Raw genomic sequence first — 16,102 nt, 5'->3', positions numbered from 1 at the left:
AATCGGTTTCCCGAGAGGAACCAATTGAATCGGCTTTTTATGCTACTCCCAACGGAGCGATTCAGTTGGAGAGTAGCTTTTTTTATAGGAGGATGAAATTTTGGATACTTTGATGAATATGCACGATTTAACAACGGTAGAAGATTTTAATGAAGAAGATGTTTTACATAAAATTCATTTGGCTGAGGAGTTTAAAAATGGAAAATCCGTTGAACTTGTTCGGCCAGTTTATGCAATGAATTTATTTTTCGAAAATAGCACGCGGACACATACTAGTTTTGAAATGGCCGAAAATCGATTAGGGATGAAATTACTTGAATTCGAAGCTCAAACTAGTTCAGTTACAAAGGGCGAAAGTTTATTAGACACCGTTAAAACAATCGATGCAATTCAAGCTGATATCGCTGTTATCCGTCATCCTCAAAACGACTACTATAAACAACTTTTGGATGCCAACCTAGAAATTAGTGTTATTAACGCGGGTGATGGAAGTGGTCAGCATCCCTCGCAATCCCTACTGGATATGATGACAATTTATGAAGAATTTCAGCGCTTCGATGGATTGAAGATTGCTATTGCTGGTGATATATCGCATTCAAGAGTTGCCCGTTCCAATGCAATGTTGCTTAATAAACTTGGCGCAAAAGTTTATTTTGCGGGACCTGAAGAATGGATGGCCGAAGATCTTGAAGAATATGGGACATTTTTACCAATTGATGAACTTGTTGACCAAGTTGATGTAATGATGTTGCTAAGAATTCAAAGAGAACGCATCGATGAAAATGCGGTAATTCAATTTCAACCTCATGAATATTTGCAAAAATATGGTTTGAATTTTGCGCGAGCTGAACGAATGAAACCGGAGGCAATCATCATGCACCCCGCACCAGTTAATCGCGGAATTGAGATTGAAAGCAGCTTAGTAGATGGAAAACGTTCGAGAATTTTTAAACAAATGACGAATGGAATGTACATGCGAATGGCAATTTTGACGGACGTTTTGGAGTCAAAAGGATTAATCCGCGGAGGACTAAATTAAATGCGTATTTTGTTAAAGAATGCAAACGCCGTGTTAAAAGAGGGGACACAGCTAGTTGATATCCTAATTGAAAATACTAAGATCGTAAAAATTGATACTAACATTGAAACAAACGCCGAACGGGTTATTGATATCGAAGGACAACTTGTGTTACCAGGATTGATTGATGTGCATGTTCATTTCAGAGATCCCGGTCAAACTCAAAAAGAAGATGTTGTAACTGGCAGTCATGCCGCAGCTCGTGGTGGATATACGACGGTCTGGACAATGCCTAACGTCGATCCGGTTCCAGACACGGCTGAAAAAATGAAAAAAATGGTTGAGCATAATCGGTCAAAGAGTATTGTACATATTGAACAATATGGCTCAATCACTAAAAAAAGAACAAGTGAAGAATTGGTTGATTTTAAAGCTTTGAAGGATGCAGGAGCTATCGCTTTTAGTAATGATGGAAATGGGATACAGACTGCCGAAGTAATGTATGAAGCAATGAAACAAATCAAAGCTTTGGATCTTCCACTCGCAGCACATGTTGAAGACGAATCATTAATGCAGCATGGTGTGATGAATGAAGGAGATACTGCTAAGCAACTGGGTCTTCCAGGAATTTCAGAACTGACAGAGACGGCCCAACTAGCGCGTGATTTAGAAATAGCACGTAATACCGGTGTTCATTACCATGTATGCCATGTTTCAAAGGCTCGCAGTGTCGAATTAATCCGCAGAGCTCAACGGGATGGAGTTAATGTCACGGCCGAAGTAGCACCGCATCATTTATTCTTAGACGAAACAATGATTACGATGGATAACCCCATGATGAAAATGAATCCACCACTGAGGACGCTGAAAGATCGTCAAGCACTATTAAGCGGACTCCTAGATGGCACAATTGGAATGATTGCAACGGACCATGCTCCACATACGGTTGAGGATAAGACGGGATCAATGAAAACGGCCGCGTTCGGCATTACCGGACTAGAAACGGCCTTCTCCTTGCTTTATACCAAATTAGTTAAGTCAGGAATTTGTACCATTGAACAGTTAGTGCAATGGATGAGTAGTCAACCAGCCCAAATTTTCAACATCCAACATGCTGGAGAATTAAAATCGGGCGAGATAGCTGACTTAACGGTAATGAATGTCGATACCCAATATAAAATCGAGAAGAAAGATTTTGCATCAAAGGGAGTAAATACACCATTTGTTGGACAGCAAGTCTACGGACGAACCGAACTCACAATGGTTGCGGGAAAAATTGTTTTTCAACGGAAAGGGCAAAACTAAAATGAAACGTTATTTAATTTTAGAGGATGGAACAACATACGAAGGAACTGCAATTGGAGCAGAACGTGAAAGCATCGGTGAGTTAGTGTTTAATACCGGTATGTCTGGTTACCAAGAATCAATTACTGATCAGTCATACAATGGCGAAATTTTAATGTTTACATATCCATTAATTGGAAACTACGGTGTTAACCGCGATGACTTGGAATCAGCAAAATCAACTTGCTATGGTGTCGTAGTGCATGAAGTGGCTCGCCGGGCAAGTAACTGGCAGATGAATATGACTTTTGAAGAGTTCTTAGTTCATCAAGATATTCCTGGAATTAGTGGGGTTGATACGCGTGCAATTACACGTAGAATCCGGGAACACGGTGCAATGAAAGCGGCATTGGTTAATACGGCTTCAGACGTTGAATTTGAGAAGTTGCGTCAAACGCCTTTGAAGAAGAATCAGATCGAAGAAAGTTCTACCCCCGGTCCTTACCCTAATCCTGCAAACGGACGCAAAGTAGTTGTAGTCGATTTTGGACTAAAATACTCAATTCTACGTGAATTTGCCCGTCGTGATTGCAACGTAATGGTTTTGCCATTCGACACCACGGCTGAAGAAGTTTTGGCATGCAATCCAGATGGCGTAATGTTCACCAACGGACCAGGAGATCCAGAGTCAATGAACGAAAGTGTTCTACAAATGATTCGAGAAGTTGAAGAGGAAGTACCGGTATTCGGAATTTGTATGGGTCATCAACTCTTCGCTTTAGCTAATGGAGCCAAGACAACAAAGATGAAATTTGGTCATCGCGGTTTTAATCACCCGGTTCGTGATTTAGAAACCGGTCGAATTGACATGACCTCGCAAAACCATGGATACGCGGTTGAACGGGAATCAGTTACGAATACGCAATTAGAAATTACGCATGAAGAAATCAATGATGGAACTGTAGAAGGCTTAAGATTAAAAAATCATGCCGCTTTCTCAGTTCAATTTCATCCAGATGCCGCACCAGGTCCGCATGATGCAGACTATCTTTTTGATAAATTTATGACAATGATTGATGATTTTAAAAATAAAAAGGAGGACAAGTAATTATGCCTAAGCGAGAGGATATTAATAAAATTCTAGTAATCGGTTCAGGTCCAATTATCATTGGGCAAGCTGCTGAATTTGATTATTCGGGTACACAAGCTTGTCTTTCACTAAAAGAATTGGGTTATCAAACCGTCTTGATTAATTCGAATCCGGCAACAATTATGACGGATACGGATATTGCGGATAAAGTGTATATCGAACCAATTACCCTTCAATTTGTCTCACAAATTTTGCGTAAAGAGCTACCAGATGCCATTTTACCAACACTAGGTGGGCAACAGGGATTAAATATGGCAATGGAACTATCTGAATCTGGAATTCTTGATGAGCTCGGAATTGAACTTTTGGGAACGAAACTAGATGCTATTGATCAAGCGGAAGATCGTGAACGCTTCCGGTCATTGATGAATGATTTAAATGAGCCAGTTCCGGACTCCGGAATTGCAACAACGGTGGCAGAAGCGGTTGATTTTGCTGACAATACTGGTTATCCAGTGATTGTACGTCCGGCGTTCACGATGGGTGGAACCGGTGGTGGAATTGCCAATGATGAAGCTGAATTACGAAAAATTGCAGCCAACGGATTGACACTTTCACCAATGACACAGGTTTTAATTGAACAAAGTATCGCCGGAATGAAAGAAATTGAATTTGAAGTGATGCGTGATCATAACGATAATGCGATTGTAGTATGTAACATGGAAAATTTTGACCCGGTTGGGATTCATACGGGAGATTCAATCGTTTATGCACCAGTCCAAACGTTAACGGACCGCGAAGTTCAGATGCTAAGGGATGCGTCTTTGAACATAATTCGAGCCTTAAAAATTGAAGGTGGATGTAATGTTCAACTTGCCCTCGATCCTACAAAAGATGAGTATTATGTAATTGAAGTTAATCCTCGCGTTAGCCGTTCTAGCGCGCTCGCTTCCAAAGCAACTGGATATCCAATTGCAAAGGTCGCTGCTAAAATTGCCGTTGGATTAACTTTGGACGAAATTCTAAATCCAGTTACCGGGACAACTCTGGCCGAATTTGAACCAGCTTTGGATTATGTTGTCTGCAAGATTCCACGTTGGCCATTTGATAAGTTTGTTCGTGCTGACCGGCGTTTAGGAACACAAATGAAGGCTACTGGTGAAGTAATGGCGGTTGGCCGAAACGTTGAAGAAGCAACTCAAAAGGCAATTCGTTCGCTAGATATTGATATTAACTACATTGGTGATGATAATCTCGCTGATTTAAATGAGGCTGATTTAGTTGATGGAATCATTCACGCACGTGATGATAGAATTTTTTACTTATACGAGGCCCTTAAACGCGAGTATACGATTGATAAGTTAGCTGATTTAACTAAAATTAACGTTTATTTCTTGGATAAGCTGCTTCATATTTATGAAGTTGAGAAGGAAATTATTGGAACACCATTTAACGCTGACGTTCTGAAGGTTGCTAAAAAGAATGGATTTTCGGATGAAACGATTAGCAAGTTATGGAACGCAAGTGAAGATCAAGTTCGCGACTTTAGAGATGAAATTGGACTTAAAGCAGTTTATAAGATGATTGATACTTGTGCAGGTGAATTTGAATCACAAACTCCGTACTATTACAGTACATATGAGTTTGAAAATGAAAGCACTGTATCTGATAAGAAATCAATTTTAGTATTAGGCTCTGGTCCAATTCGAATTGGGCAAGGAGTTGAGTTTGATTACGCAACGGTTCATTCAATTCAGGCAATTCGTCAAATGGGCTATGAAGCAATTGTTATTAACAATAACCCTGAAACAGTTTCAACTGATTTTTCAATGTCCGATAAACTATATTTTGAACCATTGACGGTCGAAGATGTAATGAACGTAATCGATTTGGAACAACCTGCTGGAGTAATCGTCCAATTTGGTGGTCAAACGGCAATTAATTTAGCAGAACCATTGGCAGATCGTGGAATTAACATCTTTGGAACTACGGTTGAAAATGTTAATCGTGCTGAAGATCGAGATGAATTTAATAAATTAATTCAAGCAAATGGTATTCGTCAGCCTCAAGGTCGAACGGCAACAACAACATCTGGGGCAATTGAAGCAGCTGAAAAAATTGGATATCCCGTGTTGGTTCGTCCAAGTTATGTATTAGGCGGACGGGCAATGGAAATCGTGCATGCCAAAGAAGAACTAGAAAATTACATGAAAAATGCTGTTAAAGTTTCGCATAACCATCCGGTATTGGTTGATCAATACCTTGTGGGTAAAGAATGTGAAGTCGATGTGATCAGTGACGGTCAAAATGTGGTAATTCCAGGAATTATGGAACATATCGAACGTTCAGGGGTGCATTCTGGAGATTCAATGGCGGTATATCCCGCTCAAACTTTATCAGATAAGGTTCAAAATGAGATAGTCGAAATTTCAATTAAACTGGCACGGGCACTGGAATGCGTCGGGTTAATGAATATTCAATTCGTGGTTCATAATGATGAAGCGTATGTGATTGAGGTTAATCCACGTGCGAGTCGAACAGTTCCAATCATGAGTAAGGTAACGGACTTGCCAATGGCACGAATTGCAACGCGCGCCATTTTAGGTGAAAATCTAATTGAACAAGGATTAAAACCCGGCTTGCATCCTGCAGGAGATATTATTCACGTCAAGGCTCCGGTATTTTCATTTACAAAACTGGATAATGTCGATAGTTTGCTTGGACCCGAAATGAAGTCTACCGGCGAAGTGATGGGAAGCGACCGTACCATGGCTAAAGCACTCTATAAGGCCTTTGAAGGCGCCAAGATGCATATGCCAGATCATGGAAAAGTTTTAATTACGGTTAAAGACGAAGATAAAAATGAAGCAATGTCATTTGCTCGTCGCTTTAGAGAATTGGGTTACCAATTGGTTGCTACTAAGGGAACGGCTCAAGCACTTGCCAATCAAGGACTTAAAGTTCAAACGGTGGGTAAAATGAGCGAAGAGAATAACATTGTTGATCAAATTCGTAACCATCAAATTCAGATGGTGATTAATACCATTTCGGATAGCACAACCAGTGCGGCAGACGGAGTGAAAATTCGGAGTACCGCGTTAACGTATGGAGTGCCGCTATTCACAGCATTAGATACAGTTGATGCAATTCTTCAAGTACTAGAATCACAAGCCTTTTCAACATTACACCTTTAGGAGGAAATGAACATGGAGCGTTTAGAGACAACCATTGCTGGAGTAAAACTTAAAAATCCTGTAATGAATGCGAGCGGGACGGCAGCTTATGGACAACAAATGGCGCAAAATATTGATTTAAATGGATTAGGGGCCTTCGTAATTAAATCGACAACCATGGAGCCACGCACTGGTCATCCTTGGCCGACAACGGCTGAAACGACTGGTGGTTGGTTGAATGCTGTTGGATTGAAGAATCCTGGCATTGAACACGTTTTAAAAGAAGAGCTACCATGGCTAGCACAAAATTATCCAGATTTACCGATTGTTGGTAGCATTGCGGGCTCAACCACAGATGAGTACGTTGAAGTAGCTAAAAAAATGTCTACAGCACCAAACGTAAAATTGATTGAAGTAAACATTTCATGTCCAAACGTTGAAAAAGGTGGGCTAGCTTTTGGAACGGATCCAGAAGTGGTGGAAGATCTAACACGTCGAATTAAAGCCGTTACTAAAAAGCCTGTTTTAATGAAATTAACTCCCGGGGTGACGGAAATTGTGCCGATTGCCCTTGCGGCCGAACGAGGCGGAGCAGATGGGTTGGTAATGATCAACACCCTGATGGGAATGGAAATTGATTTAGAGACTAGGAAGCCACATCTTTCCAACGGTACTGGTGGCCTTTCAGGCTCTGCGATTCATCCAATCGCAGTTCGAATGATTCATCAAGTACGAGCTGCGACTAAATTGCCAATCATCGGGGTTGGTGGAGTAGGTTCTGCGAAAGATGCCCTCGAATTGATGGTTGCCGGAGCAGGAGCAGTCCAAGTCGGTTCCGCTAATTATGGTAATCCAAAGGCTTGTCAAAGTATCATCGAAGATTTAATTCCAGCGATGGATAAATATCACTTTGACCGGATTGATGAATTTAAATCAGAGGATTAGCATATTTAGTATGAATTGATTGCAGATCTGAAATTGATCTTGATCTTTAGCAATATGGTTAATGATTAATAACATTAATTTAAAAAATTATAATAATTAAAAGAGAATTCTACGGAATCTCTCTTTTTTTATATCAATTTTTAAGGGATAATAGACGCGAACGGTGCCGTTGATTTTTATTGAATGAGAGGGGAATTAAAAAAAGCATGACAAGGCATTTTTATACACAACTAATAATTATCATGAGTGCTGTATTCCTCCTTGTTGGATGCCGAAAAGAGTTGAAGGTTAGCATTCCTAAGAATGATAGCGCCTCTTTTAGTACAGAAAAGAAAGTTACCAAAAATCCCGATGAAAAAAGATTACAAAATTTCATCGAAACCAAAATGGTTCAAAAAAAGGGGATTTATACTAATTACCGAAATTATCCTCCTCAAAAAGAAGTTGCGACTGGTCATGAAATGCTATCAGAATCGTCTGGACTGTGGCTTGAACATCTTGCTCGGACTCATCAGAATCGTAAATTTGTCGACTTTTAACAAAGAACCAAAAAAAGTTTTGATTTAGGAGCACAGTTTAGTTATCGACTTAATCCATCAACCAATAAAAAATCTAAAGTAAATGCGACATTAGATGATCTGCGGATTATTCGTGCCTTACAAATGTATGCGCAGAATACAGGGAGTAAGAAGTATCGTCGGGAAGCAGCTAAACGATTTGCCTTACTCCAAACTACGAGTATTCAAAAAGATCGTGTTTTGAATTTTTATGATGTTAGTTCAAAGAAACGGAGTAACGAGGGATCACTTTCGTACTATGATTTATTAACTTTGAGGTATTTTGAATCAACTTCTAAAGCGGGTGAGAAGGACTATCAAAAACAGGTTAAACTGATCGAAAATGGTTATTTAGGAGATATCTTTCCGCTGTACTACTCAAGCTATAATTGGTCGACAAAGCAATATAGCAACAGCGATTTAAATATATCCGAAGCGTTGGTGACACTTTTACATTTGAGCGAGGTTCATAAAATTAGGTCAACCAGTTTAGACTGGCTAAAGATGCAAATTGATGACCAACACTTGTATAATCGATATTCAATCTCGGGCGTGGTACAGGATCGAAACCAATCGGCTGCTAACTATGCGTTGGCGGCAATGATTTTCGCCAATCAAAATAATCAAGATTATTATAAAAAGGCGATTAATTTGGCTTTAAAGAGCCAAGTAAAAGATAAAAATTCTAAAATTTATGGTGCAATCGGTGATTTAAAAACAAATGATGCGTACTCGTTTAACAATTTGTTGACGTTAATTGCACCTGAATATTGAGGTTTAACAATTGGTTGTAATTAGAAAAATGTGGAATCAGTTTCAAAAATACATATCCCCAGCGACAATGGCCACTAGTCGCCATTATTTGTGGACTAATACTATTTGTACCACCAATCAGCGGGTATGCAGATAATGGTGATTTTTATCGTGCGAGGTTAAGTAACGGGATTTATCGACTTCCATCTGATGGTAGTCAGTATGTAGGATACGTGGTTAAAAAATTTGGAATTTTACAGTATTTTAATGAAAATAACGTTGCTGTTTTTTCTTCACAATCAATTTTTATTAAAGTAGCACTGATATTAAATAAAATTTTTTATAGCTCTAAATATTTTGATATTCGTTTTCTAGGAATTGTTTATTACGTGGTTTTCCTACCTGCAATTCATCTTTTAACACGGGCATTAGTTGAACCAGCGAGAAAAATTAGAAGTTATGTAATTGCGCTGCTTATCGTAATTGTGTTTGCAGATGCCTCGTTTACATTGTATTTTAATTCCTTTTTTGCTGAACCAGGGATGTTAATTTGTACGTTGTATGCTTTTTCGGCGGTGATTTTACTGGCACGCGGGCGATATAGCAAGCGTTGGCGGTTGATAACGCTTTTTTTTATCAGCGTTATTTTAATAATTACCAGTAAACAGCAAAATACGCCGCTTGCACTAAGCTTTGGGGTCGCATCAATAGGGTTATTTTTCTTACCTAATTTAAAAAAATATGAAAAAGTAGCACTGGTCGGTGGCATTATGGCCGTCCTCGCTTCTGGCGCTGTGACATACGGATTAATTAATAAAGAGTTTAATGAAGTTAATCAGTATCAATCATTCACCCATGGAGCTTTGATGGAAACTGGTGATCCAAGTAAAAAAATTGAAGCAGAGGGCATTAATCAACAATTTGCCTTAATGCGGGAACAAAATTATTACGCCAAAACATATGATACGGTCGATCCAAACTCTAAATATGTCAAAGATAATTTAATTAAAAAATATAATTTTGGCTGGATTGCAGTTTACTACGCTAAAAATCCACGACAGTTTATCAACCTATTAGACGTAGCGACGAAGGATATCATGATTACACAAATTAAGGCGGTGGGTAATTACACAAAAGATTCAGGTAAAAAAGCCGGAGCACAGTTGACCTTCTTTACGGGATTTAGTTCGTTTGCCGGTGCATTTTTCCCTGGGAAGTATGCATTTTTGTGCTTACTATCATTAGTTCTGGTGATGGTCTACGGGGTTAGTTTCTACATCGACCTAAAGAAGGGTCAAGCATTTGGTATTATGCGCTTTTTCTTAGTTTTAGGATTGATTACAATTTGTGTCTTTGTACCAATTGTTTCCATTATTGAAGATAGAGATGCGGATTTAGCAAAACATTTATTTATGGTTCCAGTTTGTCTAGACCTAATTTTTATTATGCTTATCGCAGATATATTGAATCATCAATTATGGTTACCAGCTAATGATGGGGGTGATGACGATGAATAAAATTCGAGTAGTATTATGTTTTATTGCCCTTTTGGCTTTTGGAATACTTTCAGAACCGGCAGTTAAAGCAGATGACAACAGTCAAAAAGTGCTACTAGTTTACGATTCTAAGGATCACATTCACCAAGGTGAGCAGAGAATAGACTCTCTGCAACGCATCCTAACGGGAATGAATTTGAAGGTGAAGACAGAAAAGGCGAGTGATTATAAAAAAGGTGAGTTACAAAAGGGGTATGCAGGAGTAATTACGTTAATTAACTGGGATAAGGCGGGCTTGATGAACCAAAGCTTTGAAAAAGATCGTGAAGAGTATGACGGAATTAAGCTTCACATTGGTGAAGGAATTACGCCGCAGGAGCTTCAACAATTGGATGCTAAGGTTGATAAGATTTATCAGAAGCAATTGACGTTAACGGTTGATGAAAATAGTCAACAATTACCATTTTCACAGACAATGGAACCACTTGTGGATATACCTAAGAACGCCCAAGTTATTGGTAAATTGGTTACTCAAGAAAAAAATCAGGATGAATATAATTATGGTGTAATTAACGGGAAAAATGGTTATTTACCCTTTTTTGAAGCAAAAAGTTTAAGCCTTTTGAGTGCTACAAAATTAATTACACAGTTATTTAAAAATAATCAGACGTTTAAACCACTGTTGACTTTCACGGGAGTAAGTCCGTACACGGATATGGAAATACTGGATGAACTAAGTGCATATTGCGAAAAAATGGACATACCATTTGCCATTAGTACGGTATCTGTTGCTAAGAATACCGAAATGCAAGCCTTTAATCGTTTTGCAATTTCCTTGCGCCGGATTGAAGATCGAAATGGACTAATCTTTTTAAATGCGCCAGTGATTGGCGGTGCAACAAAGGATACTGGAACCGAACTAAGTGGATTGTTTGATGGGTATTTGCTTAATTTGGCCAGACAAGGCGTTTATCCCGTTGGAATAAGCACCCCCGGTTTTTGGAATCAGGATCAAATTTTAAGACAGAATGCTTTGAAGAAAGCTAATACTTGGATGTTACTTCCTAACTCAACCGCTAAAATGGTGAATTTGAATGTTGATAACAATAGTTCGGTAGCTAAAAAAAGTTATTATGCGGTCAATGCGTCCTCGATTGACACAATCAAAAATCGGGCTGAATTAAGGTTTAATATTCCAACGGCGGTGACAATTGCAATGCCTAATAGCTCAGTCAAGCTGCGAAATGTTAAAGAGCAGATCAGAAAACTAGATCTTAACTGGGAAAATCCAAGTCAAATTGAATTTGAATCGAGAATTAACTTCGCCAGTTCAAAATTATCCTATAAATTAGGCCAATACTTTGTTAATGAGAGTCCCGTTGAAATTAATGTTAATTCCAAAGATAAGAACACCATCAACAATACTACTAGCACAAAAAACAAAGTTCTATTAAAAGATTTTTTCCACGTTCAAGGACGGATCATTACTGTCATTTTTGTTGTGATTTTTATTGTTTTAATTGTTTTTATCTTTATTGGTAGAAAAATATATCGAAATAAGTTCAAGAGATAGGAGGAAAATGTTATCACAGTTTTAGATTATTTTCTTGTAGTGGCCATTATTGCAATTTGGGCGACTTTAATTGTAAATCTAATTTTAACCGTCGCGGGCTTTTTGGAATATTTAAGAGAATCGGCAAAGGCCGAACCTAAATTACCGGAGGATCCGCCATTTGTATCTGTTATGGTTCCAGCGCATAACGAAGGAATCGTTATTATTAAAACTGGTTTGTCACTATTAAGTTTCGATTATCCACAGGATCGATACGAATTGATCGTAATTAATGATAATTCTAGCGATAATTCCGCTGAATTGTTGCGAAATGTTCAAAAAGAATTTGGTGAAGATCGCTTAAAGGTGATTAATACGGATGCGGTAACCGGTGGAAAGGGAAAATCTAATGCTTTAAACATCGGACTTAAGCACGCTAAGGGAAGTATCATTTCAGTTTACGATGCTGATAACACTCCAGAAAAGGGAGCATTAAGGATTCTGGTTGCCGAACTGTTGGAAAATGATCGACTCGCAGCCGTAATTGGAAAATTTAGAACTCGAAATAAAGAGGCAACGATTCTAACACGATTTATTAATATCGAAAATCTTTCATTTCAGTGGATGGCGCAGGCTGGACGACAAAGGCTGTTTAAACTCTGCACAATTCCTGGTACTAACTATGTTATTAGACGAAACATTCTTGAGAAAATTGGTGGATGGGATGTTAAAGCGTTAGCAGAAGATACAGAAATTAGTTTTAGAGTTTACAGAATGGGGTATCGAATTAAATTCCAACCAAAGGCGGTGACCTGGGAACAGGAACCGCAGACACTTGATGTTTGGTTTCACCAACGAACACGATGGGTTAAGGGAAACATCTACGTAGTTGTCAAAAATGCTAAACTCCTATTTAAGCGGGAAGGGCGGCCAATTCGTTTTGACTTGCTTTACTTCCTATCAACCTACTTTTTGTTAATGACGGCGTTAATTTTATCCGATGTTGTGTTTGTGTTATCCGTTGCCGGAGTGGCGCATTCGGATCTCCAAGGATTTAGCAATTGGCTTTGGTTATTTGGAATTTTAATGTTCGTAATCAGCACCTTTGTCACAATTACAACGGAGCGTGGTGAAATCCGCTTTAGTAATCTATTATTAATAATTTTTATGTATATAGTGTATAGTCAGATGTGGTTAGCAGTCGCAGCATATGGAATGGTGGGGTATATTCGTGAACAGATTTTTCATAAACAAGCAAAATGGTATAAAACTAAACGATATAAGTAGAAGAATTGGGCTAATAGTAATTGCTATCAGCATCTTTTTTGTAATAACTGGTGGTACGATTCATGCTGATAAACAGACGTATACGCAGAATTTTCAAAATGATACGACGACTCTGTCAGGTAGATCGGTAAAAACGAGCATGTATTTTAATAAAATGGACTATTGGGATATTAAAAAAGCCACTTTTAATTTTGACTACCAAATATCCCAATTAGCCAATGATACTATTTCGGATGTTACGGTGTCGGTTAATGGAGTAAAGTTCTATTCATTTCGGCCAGAGCATCGGAGCGGTTTTCAAAACAAAACAATTGAAATACCGTTAGAATTAATTCAAGGCAATAATAAAATAGAGATTAGTGGACAAATTTTGAATAAAAAGAATGCTGAAAACTATAATTTAGCTCAAACCCCAGCAAATTGGATAACGATTAAGTCGGGTTCAAACGTTAACTTTGAATATGAGCTAAATGAGGCAGAAAACACGTTACATTCTTTTAATGATCATTTTTTAGGTGAGGATACAATCGCAAATCAACGTTCAAAAATCGTTACCTCTAATAGTGCGGATCAAGATGAATTGACGGCAAGCATGACAGCTTTAACCGGTGGATCACGAGTTATAACTACTGATAATGATCAAATTAACGTTGTTAAAGATGATGATTTAGACGCTCAAAAGGGTGATTATATTATGTATGTGGCAAAATATGATCATTTACCAGACAAGCTGAAAAAAGAAGTAAGCGCTAGTGATGTAGATAAACATGCGGTGATTAAAACTTATTATACCGATGATCGTTACTATATGATTGTGACGGCTAAAACGGGCGCATTACTAAAGAAAGCAGCTAAATTCGTTGCAAATGCTGAATTAATGAAAGAAACTAACAAAGCTGTTGAAGACGTGGATGATACAACTGATACATTTACTTCGGTAATCCAAGACGAGGGACGATATCAGTTGACTAATGCAATTGATACCGTCAAGGGCGCAGGTCATCAAGAAACTAGCTACTTTGTGACCCTACCAAATGATCGAAACAACGCGGATGGTTCTAAGGTGAAATTAAAGTTCAGGTACAGCAAAAACTTAAACTTCAACCGTTCGTTAGTTACGGTTTATATTAATAAAATTGCGCTAGGTAGTAAAAAACTAACTGCGGCTAAGGCTGATGGTGATACGTTGACCCTGGATGTACCCAAAGGGACCTCACTTGGAAATAGCTTTGAAGTTCGGGTGGCTTTTGACTTAGAAATGAAAGATCAAAGTACATCTGATAACGAACGGACACCGTGGGCCGAAGTTGACACCGATTCAGTGATGAATGTTAAGTCACAACGTAGTAATGAATTATTATTTGCAAATTATCCAACAATCTTTATTAAAAATGAAACCTATAACAACCTAGCAGTCGTTGTCCCTAAAAAGTTGAATGCTGATGATTTTAGAAGTTTAACCAATATTTTTAATTTGATTGGTGCATATGCTAAAAGTAATACTGGAACAATTCAATTTTATAATAAAAAACCTAGCGATCAGACTTTAAGTAACAAAAATGTGATCGTGCTTGGAACGCCGGATAATAATGCAATGATCCGAACCTTGAATAAGGATCTGTACTTTAAATATAATTCGAGTTTAAGTCGATTTGTATCAAATGAAAAGCTGAGCATTGAAAAAGATTATGGTAAGTCAATTGGAACCGCACAGCTAATCCGCTCGCCATACAACGATAAGGCTGGTATGTTAGTGGTTACCGGCCCAAGTTCCAAAGCGAGTTATTTAGCAACGACACAACTTAATTTTAAAAAGAACATTGACCAATATTCCGGTGATGCAATTGTTGTAGATGAAGATAATACACACTACAGTTATCGTTTTAAGAAGAATAAATACATTGATGCGGGACTGGAACACAAGCGGATGCTCAGTAAAAACAGTCAAATTATCCTTTACGTTGGCATTGCCGTTTTAATATTTGCGGTAATGGGACTAGGACTGTACTTGATTTTAAAAAAACAAGCAAAATTAAATGGGGGAAATGAAAATGCAAAACAAAGATAAACGTGAATCTTTGTATGAAGACATTGGATTACTCATGTTCATGCTAATGATTAGCGCATTGGCGGTAATGCTAATTATTTCAGAAGCAGTTGTCATTAACATCATTTATTTGTTTATTACGATTGCAATTTTAATTACCACGTATTTTATGGGGATTCTATCCAGTATCGTAATTAATATGGGATTTATTGCTTTACAAGTAGTTGTGATGTTGTACCAATATGTCGGAAAAAATCAAACCGTGCGATGGGAACTAGTTTTCTGGTTAGTTCTTCCTATAATTTTATCCTTCACTTTATATTTTATGACGAAAAGTCAGGTTTCATTACAAAAGTCAAACAGCGAACTAAGAGCTGCATTAGTAGAGCGGGGAGCTTTTGATGCGCAAACTAATTTACGGACAATGGTTGCTTATGTAGAAGATGCAGGGGTATTCATTGAAACAAATCGGCGGTTTCAAATACCGGTCACAACGTTGATTATAAAAATTCGTTATTTTAATGACTTACGAAGAATGATGAGCGATCGTCAATTACAGTCATTATTGAAATTAACTTCAGAAACCATTAAAGATTCAACTCGAGGAAATGATATAACATATATCATTCAAAATGAAGATCCAACGTGGGCAATTTTACTTTACTCAGATGCGGAAGGGGCCACAATCGCTGCCAACCGTGTTAAGGATGCTTTTGAGTTAAATATTAAGAAAAATCCTGAATTAATGTCACTTGCAATATCAATGGTCGTTGGTATTGCTTCATGGGATCCGGAAACGATGAATAATCCTTACGATCTGATGAACAGGGGAATCGATGAAACGCAATATGACGTTTAAGCATTTTCAGTAAAGAATAATAAAAATAAGGAAGGTACGAC

At 38.1% G+C, this 16,102-nt stretch carries 12 protein-coding genes; all 12 read left to right on the top strand.

Annotated features, from left to right (window positions below):
• The first annotated feature begins 112 nt into the window (after positions 1-112).
• The 12 genes from IV81_RS05300 (at position 113) to IV81_RS05250 (ending at position 16,061) form a co-directional block, all read left to right on the top strand.
• A complete protein-coding gene (locus IV81_RS05300) occupies positions 113-1,039 on the top strand; it encodes an aspartate carbamoyltransferase catalytic subunit (RefSeq protein ID WP_057802833.1) in 927 nt (308 codons plus the stop codon).
• Positions 1,040-2,323: a dihydroorotase gene (locus tag IV81_RS05295; protein WP_057802808.1), complete on the top strand. Its 1,284-nt coding sequence runs from the start codon at positions 1,040-1,042 to the stop codon at positions 2,321-2,323.
• Between the two features lies 1 nt (position 2,324).
• Positions 2,325-3,410, top strand: coding sequence for a carbamoyl phosphate synthase small subunit (locus IV81_RS05290; RefSeq protein ID WP_057802807.1), 1,086 nt, complete (start codon positions 2,325-2,327; stop codon positions 3,408-3,410).
• A gap of 2 nt (positions 3,411-3,412) precedes the next feature.
• The gene (carB, locus tag IV81_RS05285) at positions 3,413-6,586 is read left to right on the top strand and encodes a carbamoyl-phosphate synthase large subunit (protein ID WP_057802806.1); all 3,174 of its coding nucleotides are present in this window, start codon (positions 3,413-3,415) and stop codon (positions 6,584-6,586) included.
• A gap of 12 nt (positions 6,587-6,598) precedes the next feature.
• Entirely contained in the window at positions 6,599-7,510 is a 912-nt protein-coding gene (locus IV81_RS05280) for a dihydroorotate dehydrogenase (protein ID WP_057802805.1), read from the top strand.
• 206 nt (positions 7,511-7,716) lie between these two features.
• Positions 7,717-8,049, top strand: a complete 333-nt coding sequence (locus IV81_RS09515; RefSeq protein WP_236696832.1) for a hypothetical protein — start codon at positions 7,717-7,719, stop codon at positions 8,047-8,049.
• A gap of 123 nt (positions 8,050-8,172) precedes the next feature.
• Positions 8,173-8,841, top strand: a complete 669-nt coding sequence (locus IV81_RS09510; protein ID WP_236696831.1) for a hypothetical protein — start codon at positions 8,173-8,175, stop codon at positions 8,839-8,841.
• Positions 8,842-8,876: 35 nt separating this feature from the next.
• Entirely contained in the window at positions 8,877-10,337 is a 1,461-nt protein-coding gene (wsfD, locus tag IV81_RS05270) for a glycan biosynthesis hexose transferase WsfD (RefSeq protein ID WP_476739300.1), read from the top strand.
• Positions 10,330-11,889 (top strand): hypothetical protein, encoded by a 1,560-nt coding sequence (locus tag IV81_RS05265; protein WP_057802804.1) that lies wholly within the window; start codon positions 10,330-10,332, stop codon positions 11,887-11,889. Before wsfD ends, IV81_RS05265 begins: the two co-directional genes overlap by 8 nt.
• A 39-nt stretch (positions 11,890-11,928) precedes the next feature.
• Positions 11,929-13,155 (top strand): glycosyltransferase family 2 protein, encoded by a 1,227-nt coding sequence (locus tag IV81_RS05260; RefSeq protein WP_420848345.1) that lies wholly within the window; start codon positions 11,929-11,931, stop codon positions 13,153-13,155.
• A complete protein-coding gene (locus IV81_RS05255) occupies positions 13,094-15,223 on the top strand; it encodes a cellulose biosynthesis cyclic di-GMP-binding regulatory protein BcsB (RefSeq protein WP_420848346.1) in 2,130 nt (709 codons plus the stop codon). The genes IV81_RS05260 and IV81_RS05255 overlap by 62 nt, the downstream gene beginning before the upstream one ends.
• Positions 15,207-16,061, top strand: coding sequence for a nucleotidyl cyclase domain-containing protein (locus IV81_RS05250; protein ID WP_057802802.1), 855 nt, complete (start codon positions 15,207-15,209; stop codon positions 16,059-16,061). Before IV81_RS05255 ends, IV81_RS05250 begins: the two co-directional genes overlap by 17 nt.
• The last annotated feature ends 41 nt before the right edge of the window (positions 16,062-16,102 follow it).

Origin of the sequence: Pediococcus stilesii, assembly GCF_001437075.1 — a bacterium.
GTDB lineage: Bacteria > Bacillota > Bacilli > Lactobacillales > Lactobacillaceae > Pediococcus > Pediococcus stilesii.
Note: the sequence above shows the minus strand (reverse complement) of the source record. Positions and strands in the feature narration are given on the sequence as shown.

Coding starts and splice junctions, on each gene's coding strand:
- IV81_RS05300 (WP_057802833.1), top strand. CDS start 113: ATGAATATGCACGATTTAACAACGGTAGAAGATTTTAATGAAGAAGAT.
- IV81_RS05295 (WP_057802808.1), top strand. CDS start 1,040: ATGCGTATTTTGTTAAAGAATGCAAACGCCGTGTTAAAAGAGGGGACA.
- IV81_RS05290 (WP_057802807.1), top strand. CDS start 2,325: ATGAAACGTTATTTAATTTTAGAGGATGGAACAACATACGAAGGAACT.
- carB (WP_057802806.1), top strand. CDS start 3,413: ATGCCTAAGCGAGAGGATATTAATAAAATTCTAGTAATCGGTTCAGGT.
- IV81_RS05280 (WP_057802805.1), top strand. CDS start 6,599: ATGGAGCGTTTAGAGACAACCATTGCTGGAGTAAAACTTAAAAATCCT.
- IV81_RS09515 (WP_236696832.1), top strand. CDS start 7,717: ATGACAAGGCATTTTTATACACAACTAATAATTATCATGAGTGCTGTA.
- IV81_RS09510 (WP_236696831.1), top strand. CDS start 8,173: ATGTATGCGCAGAATACAGGGAGTAAGAAGTATCGTCGGGAAGCAGCT.
- IV81_RS05265 (WP_057802804.1), top strand. CDS start 10,330: ATGAATAAAATTCGAGTAGTATTATGTTTTATTGCCCTTTTGGCTTTT.
- IV81_RS05250 (WP_057802802.1), top strand. CDS start 15,207: ATGCAAAACAAAGATAAACGTGAATCTTTGTATGAAGACATTGGATTA.